This window comes from Candidatus Galacturonatibacter soehngenii (genome assembly GCF_008830185.1).
In the GTDB taxonomy this organism is placed as follows: domain Bacteria; phylum Bacillota; class Clostridia; order Lachnospirales; family Lachnospiraceae; genus Lachnotalea; species Lachnotalea soehngenii.
Map to the genome: position 1 here is coordinate 315,872 of NZ_WAGX01000004.1, position 21,011 is coordinate 336,882.

A 21,011-nucleotide genomic window follows, 5' to 3' on the forward strand; every position below is an offset into this window, starting at 1 on the left:
TTGATTTGATAAGGAGGAAGTGAAATGGAACGTAAAGGGGCAGTTAAGAGACAAACTAAGGAAACAGACATTGACCTTGAACTAAATTTAGACGGCGTTGGCGTTTCAAGTATAGAAACAGGAATAGGCTTCTTTGACCATATGCTAGATGGCTTTGCAAGGCATGGACTTTTTGACTTGTCAATTGCGGCAACGGGTGATTTGGTAGTAGATTCTCATCATTTGATAGAAGATACTGGAATTGTTCTTGGAACAGCCATTAAAGATGCCATTGGAGATAAAAAAGGAATCAAACGATACGGAAGCTGTATTTTACCAATGGACGAAACATTGGTTTTGTGCGCAATCGATTTATCTGGTAGACCCTATCTTGTATTTGACGGCGTGTTTACAACGGACAGAGTAGGATATATGGATACAGAAATGGTGAAGGAATTTTTTTATGCAATTTCTTATAGTGCCGGCATGAACCTTCACATTAAAGTATTATCTGGTAGCAATAATCATCATATCATTGAAGCTATGTTTAAGGCTTTTGCAAAAGCACTTGATGAAGCAACGCAGTTTGACGAAAGAATAAAAGATGTATTATCCACCAAGGGAAGTTTATAGTTATAGTAATAAGATGCTATAAAATATAAGACAAGGAGACATACCAAATGTTTAAAAAGATAATAAGTTGTCTTTACATAAAAGATGGAAAGGCAGTAAAGGATAAAAATAATGATGAACCTATCAGCTTGGACCCAGTTTCTTTCGCAAAGTATTTTAGTGACAATGGTGCCGATGAAATCATTGTTTTTGACTTATCAAAAGATGATGCAGAGCATGAAACCTCGATTGGTATTATCAAGGAAATAGCAAGGGTAATTGAAGTTCCATTGATTGCAGGCGGTAATATCAAAAGAGTAGAAGACGTAAAAAAGCTTCTTTATGCAGGTGCTACGAAAGCGATGCTAAATTTCTCAAAGGAAAGTAATGTGGTATTAACAAAAGAGGTATCCAAGCGTTTTGGGAAAGAAAAAATAGCTGTTTGCCTTGATTCAAAAAGACAGTTAACTCAGAATAAGGAATTAATTGAAGAATATATCGATACAATAGTTACAATCCATGACTTAGAGATGGAAGAAATTGTAAGGGATACAAAAACACCACTAATTCCACTTATGGATACCATTGATTTAGGAAAGATCATAAAGGCTCTCTATCATGAGAATGTGGTGGGAGTTGGAGCTACGTTACTAAATCAGCAAGAGACTGACTTAATCCGAGTTAAATCTGCATGTAAATTGGCAGAGATTCCAGTCGATTTATTCGAAAGTGAAATGAAGTGGGATGATTTTAAGAAAAACCCAGAAGGAATGATTCCAGTCATTGTACAAGATTATAAAACAAATGAAGTGCTTATGCTTGCATATATGAATGAGGAGGCCTTTCGAAAAACGATTGAAACGGGTAAAATGACTTATTTTAGTCGAAGCAGAAATGAACTTTGGGTAAAAGGTTTGACTTCTGGACATTTTCAATACGTGAAATCGCTTACCATGGATTGTGATAGTGACACAATGCTTGCAAAAGTTTCGCAAATTGGAGCAGCATGTCATACAGGAAGTCGCACTTGCTTTTTTAAAAAGGTAGTAGAAAAAGAATACAATGAAACCAATCCACTTAAGGTATTTGAAGAAGTATATCAAGTGATACAAGATCGTAAACAAAATCCAAAGGAAGGATCTTATACAAATTATCTATTTGAGAAAGGAATTGATAAGATTCTAAAAAAAGTTGGAGAAGAAGCGACGGAAATCATAATTGCAGCAAAAAATCCAGATGCAGAAGAGATAAAGTATGAAATGTCTGACTTTTTATATCACGCTATGGTTCTCATGGTAGAAAAGGGTGTGACATGGGAGGATATTACAAAGGAATTAGCGAATCGATAGGTTTAACAAATATAAAGGATAAATAGCGACTGCATGTCATATTAAAATAAAGGCAGCATATAATATAGTAATATTATATGCTGCCTTTATTTATTGGAGGGATTTTGTTGAAACAATCTACGTTAGAACACAGAGTCGCCATGATTCAAAACCTAAGAGAAGCTACTGCAAATAATGAAAAAACGATGAGTAACATACATAGTATCATGAATAATTCGATGCCTTTAGACGAGACTAGTCATAGAGTTAAGAGTAACATGAAGTACAGAATACTAATTGCGTTGGTATTGTTTGGCCTTTATGTATTCTCCAGTATGAATAAAATGGAGTATATGGGAGTTGGCGCAGAGGATATCGACCAAATTATAGCACAAAATATGGACTATCAAGAAGTATTTGAGCAAATGAACATTCCCTTAACAGATTTATCAAAGTAGAAGTAGTTCTACTGTATCCGTAAATAAAACGAACAAGAGGTACGATAGAAACGGTTTGGTGATGATGAAATTGAATTGCAAAAAGAATTCCTATGATTTAATAGAACTGTTATTTCTTTTGTGTATTTTGGTTGGAATAATAATTCTTTGCGTAGTAAGCAGAAAAGATTCTTATGTGGATTCTTCTAAGTCTTTCTCGATAAACAGATATAGTGGATGGACTTTGGACAATAAAAAAGAATCCGTATTTTATCACACATTGCCTTCTGATTTAAACATGCAGGCAATTCTTTTTCGTACCCCTTTTCAAAACGTGGAAGTATTTGTAGGAAGTCAGCTGATTTATTGTAGCAATTATGAAAGTCGAACAAGGTTTAACCAAAATTATGGTTATTACTATCATATTGTAAACCTAATGCCAGACTATGAGAGTAAAAAAATTACCATTCATTTAAAAGGTGAGTATGTCAATGCAAATGAAAGAAATCTTTTTGCATATATTGGACAACCCCAACAGCTTCTTTATTACATAGTAACTCAAAATATTTTCGAACTTGTAATGGGTAGTTCTCTTTTTGTAATAGGAGTGTTACTTTTACTTATATCCATTTTATTTATTAAAAAAATACAGACAAAAATGTCTTTTCACGTTGGGATATGTGCGTTGCTATTTTCAACAGGATTGCTTCTTTCTACGGATATACTACAGTTAATTTATAATAAATCTATTGTGTTTGTTTCTTTGCAAGATGGAATAAGTGTATTGTTACCGATATCAGTGCTTCTTAATTTTCGAGAGTTATTTTTCTTGCAAAAAGATAGGGGACTAAAGATTCTTATTCGTATATGTAGTGTATCTTTCATCAGTCGTATTATGATACAATTGCTTCAGGCCAATGTAGCTTTATTTCCGTTTGAACGTCTGCTTTTTATAATGGGAGTGATTTATAGTTTTGTATTGATTGCTATCAAAAAGAGAGTGATTGCTCATAAGAATAGAATGATATTTGCTAAAGTAATATGTGTTTTCTTGTTATTAACGATACTATTGGATTCTTTTTGTTATTTTAGCATGAGTCATAACGAGATTGCCAAATTTTCAAAGTACATTTATTGTCTGTATGTTTTTTCTATGCTTTATCAATACATACAAGAATATGTTGAAAAAACAAGAGGTTATACGGAGGTTAAAATGATGGCAAAGCTAGCATACAAAGACGTTATGACAGGACTTTATAATCGTACAGCGTATACAAAGGATATTGCAGAATATGAAAAGCTTATTTGCCTTGCCCCAAAGGAGTTAAATCTAATCTATGTTATTTTTGATTTGAATAATTTAAAGGAGATGAATGACTCTCATGGACATGGTGTAGGCGATTATTATATCGTAACGACTGGACAAATTATTAAAAAAGCCTTTGAAAAAGTAGGAAAATGTTATAGAATAGGTGGAGATGAGTTTGCAGTAATTATGAAAGACAAAACAGTTCAAAATTATTGTGACGCCATTTTGTTACTTAAAAAGTTATTGAAAGCAGTAAATGAAACGAATGAATTTGAATTTTCATTGGCTTTTGGAGTAGCCGTGTATGAAGCGGGAAAATTTGCTTCGTTGAAAGAACTAATCGACAAAGCAGATAAGAACATGTATGATAACAAGAATATTTATAAAGAAAGCAAATTATGTGATGTAATGTAGTGTTGAATTCTTGGTAAAATCACATACACGAAAGAAGAAGATAAGAAAGGAATTTTATGAGAAAACAAGCATTAACCGATGAAATACTTCTTAGTATAGATAAACCAGCAAGGTATATTGGAAACGAGGTAAATAGTGTAAAAAAGGATTTAAAGGATATTGAAATTCGTTTTGCAATGTGTTTTCCAGATGTTTATGAAATTGGAATGTCTCATCTAGGAATTCAAATATTGTATGATATGTTCAATCGCATGGAAGATGTATATTGTGAGAGGGTTTATTCTCCATGGGTAGATTTAGATAAGATTATGAGAGAGAAGCAAATTCCTCTTTTCGCATTAGAATCGCAAGATCCAATTAAGGAATTTGATTTTTTAGGGATTACCATTCAATATGAAATGTGCTACACAAATATTTTACAAATATTAGATTTAGGTCAAATCCCACTTCTTGCAAAGGAGAGGGGGGAAGAATTCCCAATCGTGATTGGAGGAGGACCATGTACCTATAATCCAGAACCATTGGCGGATTTTTTTGATTTATTTTATATTGGAGAAGGTGAAACCTCTTATTTTCCACTTTTAGAGGCATACAAAGAAAACAAGAAAAAGGGTGGAAGTAAGCTGGATTTCTTAAAAAAGGCGGCGCAGATACCTGGAATATATGTACCGTCCTTTTATGAGGTGGACTATAAAGAAGATGGCACTATTTTAGAGTTTCGTCCAATCGTAGAAGAAGCACCAAAAAGTGTACGTAAAGAAATTGTTATGGATGTGACCGATACGTATTATCCAAGAAAGCCTGTAGTTCCATTTATTAAAGCAACACAAGATCGTGTTGTTCTAGAAATCCAAAGAGGATGTATTAGAGGGTGTCGTTTTTGCCAAGCAGGAATGATATATCGTCCAGTACGTGAGAGAAGTCTAGAAATGCTAAAACAATGTGCCTATGAAATGCTTCGTAATACAGGACATGAGGAAATCTCACTTAGTTCACTTAGTTCCAGTGATTATTCTCAGCTACAAGGTCTTGTTAATTTCTTGATTGAAGAGTTTAAAAATAAAGGAGTAAATATTTCCTTACCGTCTCTTCGAATCGATGAATTTTCACTTGAGGTTATGAGTAAAGTACAAGATGTAAGAAAAAGTAGTCTTACCTTTGCACCAGAAGCAGGAACACAAAGGCTTCGAGACGTTATGAATAAGGGCTTAACAGAAGAAATTATCATAGAAGGTGCTGGTAAAGCATTCGATAGTGGTTGGAATCGTGTAAAACTATATTTTATGCTTGGTCTTCCGACAGAGACAAAAGAAGATATGGTTGGGATTGCAGAGCTATCCGATAAAATTGCAAGAAGATATTATGAAATACCAAAAGACCAAAGAAATGGAAAAGTTCAAATTGTAGCAAGTACTTCCTTCTTTGTACCAAAGCCTTTCACACCATTTCAGTGGTCGCCGATGAGTACAAAAGAGCAATTTATTGAAAAGGCTAAGATTGTAAAAGAAGCAGTCAAAGCGCAATTGAATCAAAAAAGCATTAAATATAATTGGCATGAAGCAGATTTGACCGTACTAGAAGGCGTCCTTGCAAGAGGAGATCGAAAAGTAGGAAAAGTTATTTTACAAGCATATCAAAACGGTTGTATTTATGATTCATGGTCAGAAACGTTTGATTATGGAAAATGGATGGATGCATTTGAATCGACAGGTGTGGATATCGATTTTTATACGACAAGAGAACGAGATTTAGATGAAGTGTTCCCTTGGGATTTTATTGATACGGGCGTAACAAAAGAATTCTTAAAAAGAGAATGGAAAAATGCAATGGATGAAAAAGTAACAAAAAATTGCCGCATGGGATGTTCTGGATGTGGGGCAACGATATTTAACGGAGGTGTTTGCTTTGAAAATTAGAATTAAGTTCCGCAAGAACGGGGTTATGAAGTTCGTTGGACATCTAGATGTAATGCGTTATTTTCAAAAAGCAATGCGTCGAGCAGATATCGATATTGCCTACTCAGGAGGATATAGCCCACATCAGGTCATGTCTTTTGCAGCTCCCCTTGGTGTTGGTATTACAAGTGATGCAGAATATATTGATATTGAGATTAATACGCCAATTACAACAAAAGATGCACTTAAGCAATTAAATGACACAATGGTAGAGGGAATGGAAGTAGTTGCTTTTAAGCAATTACCAGAAGAGAGTAAAATTGCTATGTCCATTGTGGATGCAGCGGATTATGAAGTCTGTTTTCGAGAAGGCTATGCACCAAGCGGGAATTGGGAAGAAAAAATCTCTTCTTTTTTTGCACAGGAAGAAATCGTAGTATGGAAAAAGACGAAAAAAAGTGAGAAAGAAGTAGACATCAAACCTTTGATTCATACGATTTCTACAAAAGATGGAAAAATCAGCATGCAGATTGCATCAGGAAGTGCCAATAATTTAAAGCCAGAACTTGTAATCGAAGCGTTTGCTAATTACATTGGCTTTGATTTGAAAGAATTTTCTTTACTGATACATCGTAAAGAACTGTATGCAAATATTGGTGATGAGAATCAAAAGGAACTAATTTCTTTAGAGAATATGGGTGAGGACATTGAATAAAGTTGTTATTACCAAAATACCAACGCTTCCAGATTATATTGTTACAGCACAGTTTGAACATGATAAGCTTGTATTGTTAGACTGTGATAATCGTAAAGAAAAATCCATTTTAAATAATATCTATATTGGAAAAGTAAAAAATCTGGTACCTAATATTGAGGCTGCATTTATTGAAATTGAAAAAGGATATGAGTGTTATTATTCTTTGACCGATAATAAAAATCCGATTTTTATCAATAAGAAAAATAATAATAAGATAACAATTGGCGATGAAATAATTGTACAGGTAGCAAAGGAAAATATAAAAACAAAGCAACCTGTACTTACTTCCAATATTACCTTGACAGGAAAATATGTAGTGGTGAGTGCGGGTGATAAAAAGCTTGGCATTTCAAATAAGCTCTCACTAAAAGAAAGACAGCGGGTTAAAGAGTTATTTGCAGAGCAATTGGATGGAGAATTTGGAATCATTGCCAGAACCAATATTAAAAATGCCGCAAAAGAAGATGTATTAAGAGAAGTCCAAAATCTAAAGAACAAGCTTGCACATTTGATTCATCACGCAAAACATCGTACCTGCTACAGCGTACTTTACGAGGGAGATGACAATTATATATCTATTTTAAAGGGGCTATATGAAGAAAGCTTGGAACAAATCGTAACCGATGAAAAAGAAATTTATCAAAACATCCATACCTACTTAACCAATCAGAACATGGACGTAAACCGCTATCTCTTGTTTTATGAAGATTCGTTATTACCTCTTTATAAATTAAAAAACTTAGAATCAGAAATTAAGAATGCCACACAAGAAAGAATATGGCTAAAGTCAGGTGCTTATTTAGTGATTCAGCCTACAGAAGCATTTACGGTGGTTGATATTAATACGGGCAAATTTACAGGAAAGAAAAATACACAGGAAACCTTTTTAAAGATTAATCTTGAAGCGGCTAAAGAAATTGCAAGGCAGCTTCGAATTCGAAATATTTCTGGAATTGTAGTAATTGATTTTATTGACTTAGAAAAAGTTGATGCCAAAAAGCAGCTGATGGAGGAATTTGATAAAATATTAAAAAAAGATCCAATTACGACGCATTTGGTAGGAATGAGTCAATTAAATCTAGTAGAACTTACGAGAAAAAAAGTGAGAAAATCACTTAGAGAACAAGTGATGGAGCCTTGTCGCTTGTGTCATGCAAGCGGATATATAAGCAAGAAAGAGTAAGGAATTCATATGTTAAAAGTAGACTTGCATACGCATACACAAAGATCAGATAGTTCAAACACTGCCCAAGAAACGATACAACTAGCAATTGAAAATGGAATTGATGTAGTATCTTTTGTAGATCACGACACGATACCTGATGTAGAACAAGAAAAAGCATTAGTAAAAGCCTATCCCATTCAAATCATTTCTGGAATCGAATGTGAATGGGTGGATTATCAGACAAATCAAGCCGCTCATATACTTGGGTATAACATAAAAGATTATTCCTATCTGGAAAGGCTTTGTGAAACCGTATTAGAGCAACGGGATGAAAATACAAGAAAGCAAATTAAAATTGTACAAGACTTAGGCTATGATATTACGGAAGAAGAAGTGCGGGCGGTTACGCAAGAACCCTGCTTGTATACGCAAAATATATTACAAGTACTTTGGCAAAAAGGTATGATTACTGAAGTATTTGGAGAATTTAATAAAAAGGTTTTTAAAAAGGGTGGGATAGCCTACAAAACAATAGAATATCACAGACCAGAAACATTGGTTTGCGCTATTGTAAAAGGTGGAGGTAATGCAGTACTTGCTCATCCAGGGCAGCAAAAAAACTTTTATCTAATTGAAGAACTGGTAAACTGCGGACTTTCAGGTATTGAATTGGTACATCCCTCCAATACATTGGAGGATCAAAAATTAATAAAACAGTATGCAAAAACCTATCAACTTTTCATGACAGGAGGAAGTGACTGTCATGGTATTTTATCAAATAGTGGTGGGAAAATTGGAGATTTTTATATAGAAACCCAGCAAATAGAAAATATATTTATAAAATATTGACGTGACTTTATAATTATGCTATTATATACGAGTATGCCGCACAGCGAGGTCAAAGAAGTGCAAACTCACCGAAGCTGGCGAGTAATGATAATAGGAGGTGCCATATGTACGCAATTATAGCAACAGGTGGTAAACAGTACAAAGTAGCCGAAGGCGATATCATTAGAGTTGAAAAACTTGGAGTAGAAGCTGGAGAAACTGTTACATTTGATCAGGTTCTTGCTGTAAACGACGGAAGCTTAAAAGTAGGAGAACCTACAGTAGCAAACGCAACTGTTACTGCATCAGTAGTAAAAGAAGGTAAAGCGAAAAAGGTTATCGTTTACAAGTATAAGAGAAAATCAGGTTATCACAAGAAAAACGGTCATAGACAAGCGTTTACACAAGTTAAGATCGAAAAAATTAATGCTTAATTGGCAAAAACATAAGGTCGATTATGATTCAGATTACATTTTATAAAAATTCAAATGGTGATTATATTGGTTTTAAGTCTTTAGGTCATGCAGGATATGCGGACAGAGGACATGATATTGTATGTGCAGCCGTGTCTGTACTTGTTATCAATACCATTAATTCTTTAGAAGCGTTTACTGAAGATAAGATAAAGATTAAATCAGATGAAAACAAAGGACTCATAGAGTTTCGTTTCACCAATCACATCAGTGAGAGAGGAACTTTACTTATGGAATCCTTAGAACTTGGATTAAAAGGAATAAGACGGGATTATAACGACGGATATATTAGAATGAAACTCAAGGAGGTGTAGGTCATGATGAGAATGAACCTTCAATTTTTCGCTCATAAAAAAGGTGTTGGTTCTACTAAGAATGGTAGAGATTCAGAATCTAAGAGATTAGGTGCTAAAAGAGCTGATGGTCAGTTCGTAAAAGCTGGAAATATTCTTTACAGACAACGTGGTACAAAGATTCATCCAGGTATCAACGTAGGACGTGGTGGAGATGATACTTTATTCGCTTTAGTGGATGGTGTTGTTAGATTTGAAAGAAAAGGTAGAGATAAAAAACAAGTTTCTATCTATCCTGTAGCTAGTAACGAATAAAAGTTCAGTAGAACCATAAGCCGTTTTTATTCTCACAGATTAAGAGATAACTTTTATCGTGAGAATAAAGACGGCTTTTTTGAGCAGAGTATAGAATAAAGATAAAATGTGTTTTTCTTAACAACACTTTGTGACATTTGATGTTTCGTATTTCTTTCAAAAGTAGAGCGAAACTAAGATTTGAAACAAATACGAAAACTCAAATAAGTAATTTGGTAACATATATGAATTTACGATATTTAATAAATGTATAAAAAGAAAAAGGTGATAAAATGTTTGCAGATAGAGCAAAAATATATATCCGCGCTGGTAAAGGTGGAGATGGACATGTAAGCTTTAGAAGAGAATTATTTGTACCAAATGGAGGACCAGATGGTGGAAACGGCGGAAAAGGCGGAGATGTAATCTTTGTTGTAGATGAAGGATTAAATACATTGACAGATTTTCGTCATAAAAGAAAATATTGTGCTGCTGATGGAGAACAGGGCGGAAAAAAGAAATGTCATGGAGCAAATGGACAAGATATTATCATAAAAGTACCAGCTGGTACAGTCATAAAAGAGGCAGAATCAGGTAAAGTAATTGCAGATATGTCAGGTGACAATGTTAGAGAAACTATATTAAAAGGTGGAAAAGGTGGTCTTGGTAATATGAACTTTGCGACCGCTACCATGCAGGCTCCTAAGTATGCTCAACCTGGACAGCCAGCAAAAGAACTGCATGTTACATTGGAACTAAAGGTGATTGCAGATGTAGGTTTAGTAGGTTTTCCTAATGTTGGGAAATCAACCTTATTATCAAGAGTAACCAATGCAAAACCAAAGATTGCTAATTATCATTTTACAACTTTAAATCCGAATCTTGGAGTAGTTGATTTGGATGATCAAAAAGGCTTTGTAATCGCAGATATCCCAGGGTTAATTGAAGGTGCTTCAGAAGGTATTGGGCTTGGACATGAATTCTTAAGACACATTGAACGTACAAAGGTAATCATTCATATGGTGGATGCTGCATCAACAGAAGGTAGAGATCCAATACAAGATATCTATACCATTAATCAAGAATTATCAAGTTATAATGAGCAGATAGCAAAAAGACCTCAAGTGATTGCAGCAAATAAGATTGATGCCATTTTTGAAGGTGATGAAGATCCTATACAAAAGATTCGAGATGAATTTGAACCACAGGGAATCAAAGTTTTTGCCATTTCAGCAGTAAGTGGAAAAGGATTGAAGGAATTACTATACTATGTAAATGAATTGCTAGAAGGGCTAGACCCTGAACCAATCGTATTTGAAAAAGAGTTCTTTGAAGACGAAATACCTATGATAGATGAACCTTATACGATTGAAGTAGACGAAAACGGTGTATATGTAGTAGAAGGACCAAAGATAGATAAAATGTTAGGTTATACGAACTTAGAATCCGAAAAGGGATTTGCCTTTTTCCAACGTTTCTTAAAGGATAGTGGAATCCTTGAGGAACTAGAACAGGCTGGCATCCAAGAAGGTGATACAGTTCGCATGTATGGACTTGAATTTGACTATTATAAATAAATAAAACGTATGGTAAGTAATATTAGGAGGATTTCAAAATTTATGACAAGCAAACAAAGAGCATATTTAAAGAGTCTTGCAAGTGTTTTAGACCCAATATTTCATGTTGGAAAAGCAAGTGTGACTCCAGAAGTAACGGCTGCGATTGGTGAGGCACTTGAAGCGAGAGAGATGATTAAAATTAGTGTGTTAAATAACTGTGCAGATGATCCAAAAGAAATCGCACAGATGATTGCAGAAAGAACCAGATCACAAGTAGTGCAGGTAATCGGTAAAAAAATTGTTTTATACAAGCCTGCAAAAGAAAAAGAAAAGCAAAAAATTGTACTGCCAAATAAATAAAACATTTATTAGGAGATGATTCCATGGAACGTGAGTGTAAAAAAAAGATAGGTATTATGGGTGGCACATTTGATCCAATCCATGTTGGACATCTTATGCTTGCGGAACAGGCATATGATAAATTTAACCTGGATAAGGTTTTGATTATGCCTGCTGGTAATCCTCCCCACAAAAAAAATGAAGTGTCTGCACTAACAAAGCATAGAGTACAAATGACCAGACTTGCAATCGAGGGCAACAAGCATTTTGAACTCTCTTTGATTGAAGTGGAAAGAAGTGGATACACATACACCTATGAAACCTTAGAAAGTCTAACCAAAGAAAATCCAGATGTAGAGTATTATTTTATCTTAGGTGCTGACTCTTTAATGGAAGTTGATAAATGGAAAGAAACACAAAGAATATTTCAATGTGCTACCATTTTAGTTGCAACAAGATACAATCTCGAATCAAAAGAATTAAATAAAAAGATAAAAGAGGTTGCAAAGCAGTATAATGGTAAGATATACTTATTAGATACGCCGAATATTGATTTGTCATCGACTTTAATTCGAACTTCGGTTAGTACAGGAAAATCGATTAAATACTACGTTACAAGTGATGTGGAGCGTTATATCTATAAAAATAAGCTATATAAGCATTTTTGAAGTAGGGTGTGTTACGGATGAAAGAAATTAACTTAGAAAAATATCGAAAAAAGTTAAAGACGAAATTAGACAAAGAAAGGTATGAGCATACCATTGGAGTTATGTATACGGCAGGTGCTCTAGCCATGCGATATGGGTATGATATAAAGTCAGCTATGCTTGCAGGTCTTATGCATGATTGTGCAAAATGCATCCCAAATGATAAGAAGATTGCTTTATGTGAAAAGCATAATATTAATATTACGGAATGGGAAAGAGAGAATCCGTTTTTGCTTCATACCAAATTAGGGGCTTTTCTTGCCATGCACAAGTATCAAATTCGAGATAAAGAAATTATCAGCGCTATTTTAAACCATACAACTGGTAAGCCAGATATGGACTTGCTTGATAAGATTATTTTTGTGGCTGATTATATTGAACCAAGAAGAGATAAGGCTCCATTTTTAGAGGAACGTAGAAAAATGGCCTTTGTTGATATAGATATGGCCACATTTGAAATTTTGAATGATACATTGGAATATTTAAAAAGTAGGCCTGGAAGTATTGACCCTATGACAGAAAAGACATATGAATATTATAAAGAATTAATTGACTCAAGAAAGGATTTGAATCAGGATGAATAATTCAAAAGAAATGACAAAGATAGCATTTCAGGCATTAGAAGATAAAAAAGCAGAAGATATTCGCATCATTGATATATCAGGAGTATCTGTACTTGCAGATTATTTTATTATTGCAAATGGTACGAATGAAAATCAAGTTAAAGCATTAGTTGATAATGTACAAGAAGAGCTTTACAAAGCAGGTTACGAGGCAAAACAAGTAGAAGGATATCGCAGTGCAAGTTGGATTTTGCTTGACTATGGTGATATTATCATTCATGTTTTTTCAAAGGAAGATAGATTGTTCTATGACTTGGAAAGAATATGGAGAGATGGAAAAGAAGTGGACGCTTCAAGATTATAAAAATAGTATGTTATACGAAAGATAATAAAGGTGCGATGAATGTTAAATAAATTAATAATTGGAGTAGTACTATATATAGGAATTTCATTTTGTGTTAAACCAGAAAAATATGTTAGGAATGCTAAGAGTAAAGAGGAGCTAGAAACACGTATTAAATTGATTAGAGGCGTTGGAATATTTACTCTTGTTATAATGATTTTAACAATCGTGGGATTGTCTGTTTTTTTAAGGCTTATTTAACGTTATTTATTATTTGTTCTATTGAAGAAGGAATTATAAAAACAGTACAGTAAAATAATATTACTGTACTGTTTTTGCGTATAATCATTACTTGAATAAACGAAACACACCAAATACTTTTCCTAATATAGAAACATCATCTACGATTATTGGGTCCATGGTATCGTTTTCTGGTTGAAGACGATAATGTCCTTTTTCTTTATAAAAGGTTTTAACAGTAGCAGAATCATTTAATAATGCAACAACTATTTCTCCGTTTCTTGCAGTTGATTGTTTTGCTACTAAAATCTGGTCGCCATTATAAATGCCTGCATTAATCATGCTATCACCTTTTACAGTGAGCATAAAACTGTCCTGATTTGGCATAAATTCAGATGGGATTGGAAAATAATTTTGAATATTCTCTTCAGCTAGTATTGGACTTCCAGCAGCTACAGTACCTACAATAGGGACATTAATGACTTCACGTCTGGTCAAATTAAAGGTGTCATCTATAATTTCGATTGCTCTAGGCTTAGTGGGGTCACGACGTATATAACCATTCTTCTCGAGGGTTTCAAGATGAGAATGCACGGATGAAGTAGATTTTAAATTCACTGCTTCGCATATTTCACGAACTGCAGGTGGATACCCCTTACTTAATATTTCTTTCTTTATGTATTCTAATATTTCTGATTGCTTAGCTGTTATTTTGCCCTGAGCCATTCGCAAATTCCTCCTTAATTCTTATTACTTACTTATCATACCATATCTCTTACTTGATTGCAAACGAATGTTCGCCAAAATAAACATGGGATAACTAAGAGTTTATAACGTGAACGTTAATAACTTATGCTTGTTAAATGATAGCAATCTGTTATTATTTAAGTATAGACTTTAGTGCTAGAATAAAGAGTAAAACAAGTGATCACTTGATAGGATTAGTTAGAGATTTAGGTATGTAAATAAGCAGTTGATATGCTAAGAATAGCGTGATACAATAATTCTTTAAATACCGCTAAATAAAGAAATAGCAACAATAAAATGGGGTTAAGTAAATACTAAGAAAAGGGGATTTATGAATTTAGAAACAAAAAGATTATATATAAGAAGATTTGAAAAGAGTGATGGAGAGGACTTGTTTGAATATTTATCTGATGAAGATGTGGTTAAATTTGAACCATACCATGTGTTTACAAAAGAGCAAGCATTACAAGAAGCAATTAAAAGATCTAGTAGAAAAGATTTTTTTGCAATTTGTTTGAAAGAAAGCAATAAATTAATTGGGAATCTTTATTTTAACCAAGGTGATTTTGATACATGGGAATTAGGTTATGTTTTTAACAAAAGCTATCAAAAGAATGGCTTTGCGACAGAAAGTGTGTATGCGTTGCTTAAATTTGCCTTCTTAGAACTAAATGTAAGGAGAGTGGTTGCATATTGCAGTCCCAAGAACGTTCCTTCTTGGAGATTAATGGAGAGATTAAAGATGAGACGAGAAGGACTCATGCTTCAAAATGTTTATTTTAAGACCAATGAGTTAGGAGAACCAATTTGGCTTGATTCGTATCAATATGCAATATTAAGAACTGAATGGGACAAAATTAAGAATAATGATGAATATCAAGACTTTTTATAAGAAATAAATAGAAAACGAGGTGCTTTATATGAGAATGTATGATTTAATCATGAAAAAAAGAAATGGAATTGTATTGACACAAGAAGAAATTAACTTTATGGTGGAGGGCTTTACCAATGGAAGCATCCCAGATTACCAAATGTCTGCCATGATGATGGCGATTTATTTTCGTGGAATGAATGAAGACGAAACATTATATTTAACTATGGCAATGGCTCATAGTGGTGATATTCTTGATTTATCTCGAATCAATGGCTTAAAAGCAGACAAGCATAGTACGGGCGGTGTCGGTGACAAAACTTCTCTTGTATTAGGGCCAATGGTCGCAGCTCTTGGTGTACCAGTTGCAAAGATGTCTGGAAGAGGACTTGGTCACACAGGAGGAACCATTGATAAATTAGAAAGCTTTGAAGGATTTTCAGTTGATATTTCGACAGAGGACTTTATTAAAAACGTAAACTCTATTAAGATGGCAATTATTGGTCAGACAGCAGATTTAGCACCAGCGGATAAAAAACTGTATGCACTAAGAGATGTAACAGCTACAGTTGACAATATGTCATTGATTGCCAGCAGTATCATGAGTAAAAAGCTTGCAGCAGGTGCAGATACGATTGTTTTAGATGTAAAGACTGGTAGTGGTGCTTTTATGAAGACAGAAGAAGATTCCTTCGCGCTTGCAAAAGAAATGGTGCAGATAGGAAAAGGTGCTGGTAGAAATACGGTTGCCATTGTTTCTGATATGGATCAGCCACTTGGGTATGCAGTTGGCAATGCCCTTGAAGTAAAAGAAGCAATTGATACGCTAAATGGAGAAGGCTCAAAAGAGCTACTTGAATTATGTGTTACACTAGGCTCTTACATGTTAGTTGGTACGAAAAATGCGGCTACAATTGAAGAGGCAAGAGAAAAACTATATCAAACAATAGAAGATAAAAGTGCATTAAATAAATTTGCTGAATTTATTCGAGCACAAGGAGGAAATGATGCTCCTATCTTTGATACCTCCTTGCTTCCAAATGCATCTTTAATTGAAGAGATTAAGGCAACAACACAAGGTTATGTAGAGCATATTATTACAGATGAAATTGGTATTGTTTCCTTAATTCTTGGAGGTGGAAGAGAGACAAAGGAAAGTGAGATAGACTTGGGTGTAGGTCTTGTTTTACACAAAAAAGTAGGAGATTACGTGAATATAGGCGATAGCCTTGCTACTATTTATGCAAATGATAAGGATAAACTACAAGCCGCAAAAGAAAGATTTAAAAAGACTTATTCTTTTACAAATGAAAAGAAAGAAAAGCCTAAGTTTATAAAAGGAATTGTAGAATAATAAATTCATGTAAAAATTCAAATAAATTTCACATAGCTTACATAAAAAGCTGGTATAATAAGAGAGTTACCAGCTTTTTATATATAGACTAGCACAACTTTTTCTTACAAATGCAGGCAAGCAACGCCTTGTTCCTATTTTGGGCTGCATTGAATCTTTTAAACTGAATTTGCATATATTAGCATTAGCTACATACAGATGTTAAGCAGACAGGAGGTTTGTAACGAGATGAAGAAAAGAGTTGCTGCTAGTCAAAAGAACAATCGGTTAATGGAAAACGTAGCAGATACTCTAAAGCTCCCCAAGGATTTGCTTTTGGGTGCGGCTATATTAACGGTAACCGGGCAATGTGAAGCATATGTGGAAAATTATAGTGGAATTATAGAATATACGGACAAGAAAATAAAACTGCAAACAAAGACTTGCCGAATTGAAATCAACGGTGACCGGTTGATGGTAGTTTATTATACGAACGATGAAATGAAAATAATAGGTCAGATAGATGAAATAAAATATCAGCACTAGGGAGTGTGAAAATGTTAATTAATCTTATGAAATTCATAAGAGGATATTTAAAAATACAAGTATATGGTTTTTCTCCCGAACGATTTATCAATTTATGTAGCAATCGAAATATTTTAATATGGGGGCTAGAAAATCAAAATCACCAATACGAGATGTTTTTAAGCGTAAGAGATTTTAAAAAACTAAAGCCTATTTTAAAAAAAACGAATACAAAGTTAAAAATTACAGAGAGGCATGGACTTCCTTTTTTTTTATACAAATACCGAAAACGGAAAATGTTTTTTGGTGGAATCATTTTATTCTCGATCATTCTCTATATACTTTCTTTGTTTATCTGGGACATTGATGTAAGTGGAAACTACTCAAGAACCGATAACGTGATACTTGATTTCCTAAGTCAAAATGATGTTTACCATGGTATGTTAAAGAAGCAAATTAGCTGTGAGCAGATCGAACAAATGATTCGAAGTGAATACGATGACATAATATGGGCCTCAGCACAAATAAAAGGTACAAGATTGTTAATTCGAGTGCAGGAAAATACAGATGTTGGTATGATTACGGAAAATGCGACACCAAGTGATATAATTGCAACAAAGGATTGTATCATAACTAGTATTATTACAAGAAAAGGTACACCGATGGTCACACAAGGCTCAGTGGTCAAAAAAGGTGATGTTTTAGTATCAGGCAGAGTTGATGTCTATAACGACAATGGAGAAATAGCTGATTACCAGTATTACGCAGCAGATGCGGATATATATGCCAAGACATTAGAAGAATATAATGAGGAATTTGACATAAAATATACAAGTAAAAATTACACAGAAAATGAAAAGTTAAGGTTTTATTTAAGAATCCTTAATAAAAAAATAAATATACGAAGTGGGAAAATTAGTTATAATGAATACGATATGATTACGAATGAATCACAATTAAAGATTGGAAACAATTTTTATCTACCTTTCATACTCGGAAAAGTACAAATAAAAGAGTATGTTTCAACGACCAGCACTTACACAAAAGATGAAGCAATCGCAAGAGGAAATAAGATGCTCAAAGAATTTTGTGAAATTTTAATTGAAAAAGGGGTTCAAATTGTAGAAAATAATGTTAAAATACATATAGGTAAAAAATCCTGTAAAATAGACGGTTTTCTTGTTGTGATTGAAAAGATTGGGAAACGAGTTGATACAGAGATTTTGTCAATTCCTGAAGAAAGGACTAATACGGATGAGCTTGAATGAAATTGTGATGGAAATGCCAGTTGAGCATGCAAAAAATGTTTTTGGCCAATTTGATTTCTTTATAAAAAAAATAGAAAAAACTTTAAGTGTAACGATTGTAGCAAGAGATGGAGAACTCAAAATTTTGGGTTCCCAAGTTGCTACAACGAAAGCTAAAAATATAATAAATCAGCTAATTGAGTTGTCAAAAAGAGGCAATATTATCAATGAACAAAATGTTGATTATGCAATATCTTTATCTTTTGAGGATAATGAAGAAGCACTTGTAGAGATTGATAAAGAATTGATTTGTCATACTATAAATGGCAAGCCAATCAAGCCTAAGACAATTGGACAAAAAAATTATATTGATTTAATAAAGAAGAACATGATTGTATTTAGTATTGGACCAGCAGGGACAGGAAAGACCTATCTTGCAATGGCGATGGCAATTACTGCGTTTAAGAATAATGAAGTCAGTCGAATTATTTTAACAAGACCAGCAATTGAAGCTGGTGAAAAGCTTGGTTTTTTACCAGGTGACTTACAAAGTAAGGTTGATCCGTATTTAAGACCGCTTTATGATGCCTTGTACCAGATTATGGGGCCAGAAAGCTTTGCTAGAAATATGGAAAAGGGCTTAATTGAGGTTGCTCCCCTTGCTTATATGAGAGGTCGAACTCTAGACAATGCTTATATTATTTTGGATGAGGCTCAAAATACAACACCAGCACAAATGAAAATGTTTTTAACCAGAATTGGCTTTGGTTCAAAAGTAATTGTAACAGGTGATAATACGCAAAAAGATTTACCCGTTGGAACAAAATCAGGACTTGAAGTGGCAATGAAGGTGCTTAAAAAAGTGGAAGGAATCGGATTTTGTACGTTAACGAGTCAGGATGTTGTAAGACATCCATTGGTTCAAAAGATTGTAAAAGCCTATGATGACTACGAGTCAAAATCAAATACGTCTTCAAATACAAAACCTAAGATAAGAAAGAGATAAACATGAAAGATAAGTACAATCATTCACGAGCCTATTACGGCATTATGACTATCGTCATGTATGTAGTTACCATTGCCTTAATTTTGGCAACATCATTGATGAAGGGGAAAAATACGGGAGATATTATAGCGAATATTTTAGTTAGTATTGCATTCATTACTGTTATCGTGTTTTATTTGGCGAAGGAACGGTTTGCTAAGGTTAATTTTACGAAACAGTTAGCAAGTTATGGAAGGATTATTAATGTATATTGGTTGCTTTTTATATTTTCCTTTATACTAACTTTTGTTCCTGGTGATATTAGACCAATGTTCATTATTGGAATTATTATGACTCTTGTCTCGAATGAGTATCTTGGGATATTGTTTCAGATTTACCTATCCGTTATGATGACTTTAATTTCAACAGATACAATTGAGATATTAGTCTTTTATTTGCTGTCAGGCTTAGTTGGCTGTGCAGTTGCAAAATATTTTACGCAAAAAAAGAACATGTTGTATGCAGCTATTATTATGCTTACATCAAATCTTTCATTAACAGGAATACTTGAATATCTGCATAATGATACTTATGACAGTAAGTATATCATTAGTTCATTGCTTTGTACCTTTGGTGGTATTGTTGTTATAATTCTTGCTCTTCCTTATGTATATTACCGGGTTGATAATAAACTTAAGGCAAAGTTAAGTCACATTACGGATCCAGATTATGAACTAATTGTAATGCTTAAGAACTATTCCAAAGATTTATATGAGCATTCTTATCGAGTGGCCAAGCTCTCAGAACGGGTTGCATATAAAGTTGGGGCAGATTCTTTGCTGGCAAGAGCTGGTGGATATTATCATAAAATAGGTAAATTAGAAGGAAAGGATTATATCAAGCATGGAGTCGAAATCGCATTGAGTTATTCATTCCCTCAAGAATTAATTGATATTATGAAACAGCATACAGGTCGTACGCAGGTACCAAAGAGTATAGAAGCTGCTATTGTTATGTTAGCCGATACGATTATATCTGCCTTTGAATACTTAGAAGATAAGCAAAATGAACTTGTATTTGATAAAGATATCGTAATTGATCAAGTCATAGATACGAAGCTTGATAAAGACATGCTAGATGAATCTGGACTATCTTTAAAAATGTATCGTGATATCAAGAAATGTTTTAAACAGGAGGAAATGATATATGACCTTTAACATAGAAGTCGAAACCAAGTTAGAATTTGATTTTGATTATAAAGAAATGATTCATCGAGTAATCAACGAAGTTCTTGATTACGAAGCGTGTCCTTATGAATCAGAAGTCAATTTGATATTGACAGATAATGAAGAAATACATAAAATTAACAAGGAATATCGAGATATTGACCGTCCAACGGATGTACTATCATTTCCGATGATTGATTTTGAAATTGCTGGTGACTTTTCACTTGTAGAAGAAAAAGAAGAGGACTATTTTAATCCTGAGACTGGTGAATTAGTACTAGGTGATATCATTATTTCGATTGATAAAGTGTTAGAACAAGCTACAAATTACAATCACTCTGTTATGAGAGAATTTGCATTTTTAATTGCACATAGTGTGCTTCATTTGTGTGGTTATGATCATATGGAGCCAGAAGAAGCTAGAACCATGGAAGCAAAGCAGCGTGCGATTCTAGAGAAGCTTAATATTCTTCGGTGAATTACGTAATGGTGATCGCATTACAAAAGAATAATTGCGGGAAAGTTTCACTTTCAATATCCGC

The 21,011-nt window shown here is 33.8% G+C and carries 25 protein-coding genes; 24 read left to right on the forward strand and 1 reads right to left on the reverse strand.

What is annotated here, in order from left to right; translation table 11 throughout:
- Nucleotides 1–24: 24 nt before the first annotated feature.
- The 17 genes from hisB (at nt 25) to F7O84_RS04045 (ending at nt 13,556) form a co-directional block, all read left to right on the forward strand.
- Nucleotides 25–612: an imidazoleglycerol-phosphate dehydratase HisB gene (gene hisB, locus F7O84_RS03965; RefSeq protein ID WP_151142173.1), complete on the forward strand. Its 588-nt coding sequence runs from the start codon at nt 25–27 to the stop codon at nt 610–612.
- 47 nt (nt 613–659) lie between these two features.
- Complete coding sequence (hisIE, locus tag F7O84_RS03970; RefSeq protein ID WP_151142175.1) at nt 660–1,940, forward strand: bifunctional phosphoribosyl-AMP cyclohydrolase/phosphoribosyl-ATP diphosphatase HisIE; 1,281 nt, start codon at nt 660–662, stop codon at nt 1,938–1,940.
- A 107-nt stretch (nt 1,941–2,047) separates the two neighbouring features.
- Nucleotides 2,048–2,377, forward strand: coding sequence for a hypothetical protein (locus F7O84_RS03975; RefSeq protein WP_151142177.1), 330 nt, complete (start codon nt 2,048–2,050; stop codon nt 2,375–2,377).
- A 61-nt stretch (nt 2,378–2,438) separates the two neighbouring features.
- The gene (locus F7O84_RS03980; protein WP_151142178.1) at nt 2,439–4,079 is read left to right on the forward strand and encodes a GGDEF domain-containing protein; all 1,641 of its coding nucleotides are present in this window, start codon (nt 2,439–2,441) and stop codon (nt 4,077–4,079) included.
- Nucleotides 4,080–4,135: 56 nt separating this feature from the next.
- Nucleotides 4,136–5,995, forward strand: coding sequence for a TIGR03960 family B12-binding radical SAM protein (locus F7O84_RS03985; RefSeq protein WP_151142181.1), 1,860 nt, complete (start codon nt 4,136–4,138; stop codon nt 5,993–5,995).
- The gene (locus tag F7O84_RS03990; protein ID WP_151142183.1) at nt 5,985–6,689 is read left to right on the forward strand and encodes a TIGR03936 family radical SAM-associated protein; all 705 of its coding nucleotides are present in this window, start codon (nt 5,985–5,987) and stop codon (nt 6,687–6,689) included. The genes F7O84_RS03985 and F7O84_RS03990 overlap by 11 nt, the downstream gene beginning before the upstream one ends.
- The gene (locus tag F7O84_RS03995; protein WP_192451648.1) at nt 6,682–7,914 is read left to right on the forward strand and encodes an Rne/Rng family ribonuclease; all 1,233 of its coding nucleotides are present in this window, start codon (nt 6,682–6,684) and stop codon (nt 7,912–7,914) included. Before F7O84_RS03990 ends, F7O84_RS03995 begins: the two co-directional genes overlap by 8 nt.
- Before the next feature lie 9 nt (nt 7,915–7,923).
- On the forward strand, nt 7,924–8,745 hold the full coding sequence (locus tag F7O84_RS04000) for a PHP domain-containing protein (protein ID WP_151142187.1): 822 nt from the start codon (nt 7,924–7,926) through the stop codon (nt 8,743–8,745).
- Between the two features lie 104 nt (nt 8,746–8,849).
- Nucleotides 8,850–9,158: a 50S ribosomal protein L21 gene (gene rplU / locus F7O84_RS04005; RefSeq protein ID WP_151142189.1), complete on the forward strand. Its 309-nt coding sequence runs from the start codon at nt 8,850–8,852 to the stop codon at nt 9,156–9,158.
- A gap of 23 nt (nt 9,159–9,181) precedes the next feature.
- Nucleotides 9,182–9,511, forward strand: coding sequence for a ribosomal-processing cysteine protease Prp (locus F7O84_RS04010; protein ID WP_151142191.1), 330 nt, complete (start codon nt 9,182–9,184; stop codon nt 9,509–9,511).
- A 3-nt stretch (nt 9,512–9,514) separates the two neighbouring features.
- On the forward strand, nt 9,515–9,805 hold the full coding sequence (rpmA, locus tag F7O84_RS04015) for a 50S ribosomal protein L27 (RefSeq protein WP_151142193.1): 291 nt from the start codon (nt 9,515–9,517) through the stop codon (nt 9,803–9,805).
- Nucleotides 9,806–10,077: 272 nt separating this feature from the next.
- Nucleotides 10,078–11,361 (forward strand): GTPase ObgE, encoded by a 1,284-nt coding sequence (gene obgE / locus F7O84_RS04020; RefSeq protein WP_151142195.1) that lies wholly within the window; start codon nt 10,078–10,080, stop codon nt 11,359–11,361.
- A gap of 42 nt (nt 11,362–11,403) precedes the next feature.
- Nucleotides 11,404–11,703, forward strand: coding sequence for a ribosome assembly RNA-binding protein YhbY (gene yhbY / locus F7O84_RS04025; RefSeq protein WP_151142197.1), 300 nt, complete (start codon nt 11,404–11,406; stop codon nt 11,701–11,703).
- 23 nt (nt 11,704–11,726) lie between these two features.
- On the forward strand, nt 11,727–12,350 hold the full coding sequence (gene nadD, locus F7O84_RS04030; protein WP_151142199.1) for a nicotinate-nucleotide adenylyltransferase: 624 nt from the start codon (nt 11,727–11,729) through the stop codon (nt 12,348–12,350).
- A 17-nt stretch (nt 12,351–12,367) separates the two neighbouring features.
- Nucleotides 12,368–12,973: a bis(5'-nucleosyl)-tetraphosphatase (symmetrical) YqeK gene (gene yqeK / locus F7O84_RS04035; RefSeq protein WP_151142201.1), complete on the forward strand. Its 606-nt coding sequence runs from the start codon at nt 12,368–12,370 to the stop codon at nt 12,971–12,973.
- A complete protein-coding gene (gene rsfS, locus F7O84_RS04040) occupies nt 12,966–13,316 on the forward strand; it encodes a ribosome silencing factor (RefSeq protein WP_151142203.1) in 351 nt (116 codons plus the stop codon). The genes yqeK and rsfS overlap by 8 nt, the downstream gene beginning before the upstream one ends.
- A gap of 39 nt (nt 13,317–13,355) precedes the next feature.
- Nucleotides 13,356–13,556 (forward strand): hypothetical protein, encoded by a 201-nt coding sequence (locus F7O84_RS04045; RefSeq protein ID WP_151142205.1) that lies wholly within the window; start codon nt 13,356–13,358, stop codon nt 13,554–13,556.
- An 87-nt stretch (nt 13,557–13,643) separates the two neighbouring features.
- Here the strand turns inward: F7O84_RS04045 and lexA are convergent, their stop codons facing one another.
- Nucleotides 13,644–14,261: a transcriptional repressor LexA gene (gene lexA, locus F7O84_RS04050; protein WP_151142207.1), complete on the reverse strand. Its 618-nt coding sequence runs from the start codon at nt 14,259–14,261 to the stop codon at nt 13,644–13,646.
- 352 nt (nt 14,262–14,613) lie between these two features.
- On the opposite strand from lexA, the gene F7O84_RS04055 reads away from it, so the two are divergent.
- The 7 genes from F7O84_RS04055 (at nt 14,614) to ybeY (ending at nt 20,947) form a co-directional block, all read left to right on the forward strand.
- Nucleotides 14,614–15,174, forward strand: a complete 561-nt coding sequence (locus F7O84_RS04055; RefSeq protein WP_151142209.1) for a GNAT family N-acetyltransferase — start codon at nt 14,614–14,616, stop codon at nt 15,172–15,174.
- Between the two features lie 28 nt (nt 15,175–15,202).
- A complete protein-coding gene (locus F7O84_RS04060) occupies nt 15,203–16,507 on the forward strand; it encodes a pyrimidine-nucleoside phosphorylase (RefSeq protein ID WP_151142211.1) in 1,305 nt (434 codons plus the stop codon).
- Nucleotides 16,508–16,735: 228 nt separating this feature from the next.
- Complete coding sequence (locus F7O84_RS04065; RefSeq protein WP_151142213.1) at nt 16,736–17,032, forward strand: YabP/YqfC family sporulation protein; 297 nt, start codon at nt 16,736–16,738, stop codon at nt 17,030–17,032.
- Between the two features lie 11 nt (nt 17,033–17,043).
- A complete protein-coding gene (yqfD, locus tag F7O84_RS04070; protein WP_151142215.1) occupies nt 17,044–18,279 on the forward strand; it encodes a sporulation protein YqfD in 1,236 nt (411 codons plus the stop codon).
- Nucleotides 18,266–19,264: a PhoH family protein gene (locus tag F7O84_RS04075; RefSeq protein ID WP_151142217.1), complete on the forward strand. Its 999-nt coding sequence runs from the start codon at nt 18,266–18,268 to the stop codon at nt 19,262–19,264. The genes yqfD and F7O84_RS04075 overlap by 14 nt, the downstream gene beginning before the upstream one ends.
- A gap of 2 nt (nt 19,265–19,266) precedes the next feature.
- A complete protein-coding gene (locus tag F7O84_RS04080; RefSeq protein ID WP_151142219.1) occupies nt 19,267–20,460 on the forward strand; it encodes an HDIG domain-containing metalloprotein in 1,194 nt (397 codons plus the stop codon).
- Nucleotides 20,450–20,947 carry an rRNA maturation RNase YbeY gene (gene ybeY, locus F7O84_RS04085; RefSeq protein ID WP_151142221.1) on the forward strand — a complete coding sequence of 166 codons (498 nt, stop codon included), beginning with the start codon at nt 20,450–20,452 and terminating at the stop codon, nt 20,945–20,947. Before F7O84_RS04080 ends, ybeY begins: the two co-directional genes overlap by 11 nt.
- Nucleotides 20,948–21,011: the final 64 nt, after the last annotated feature.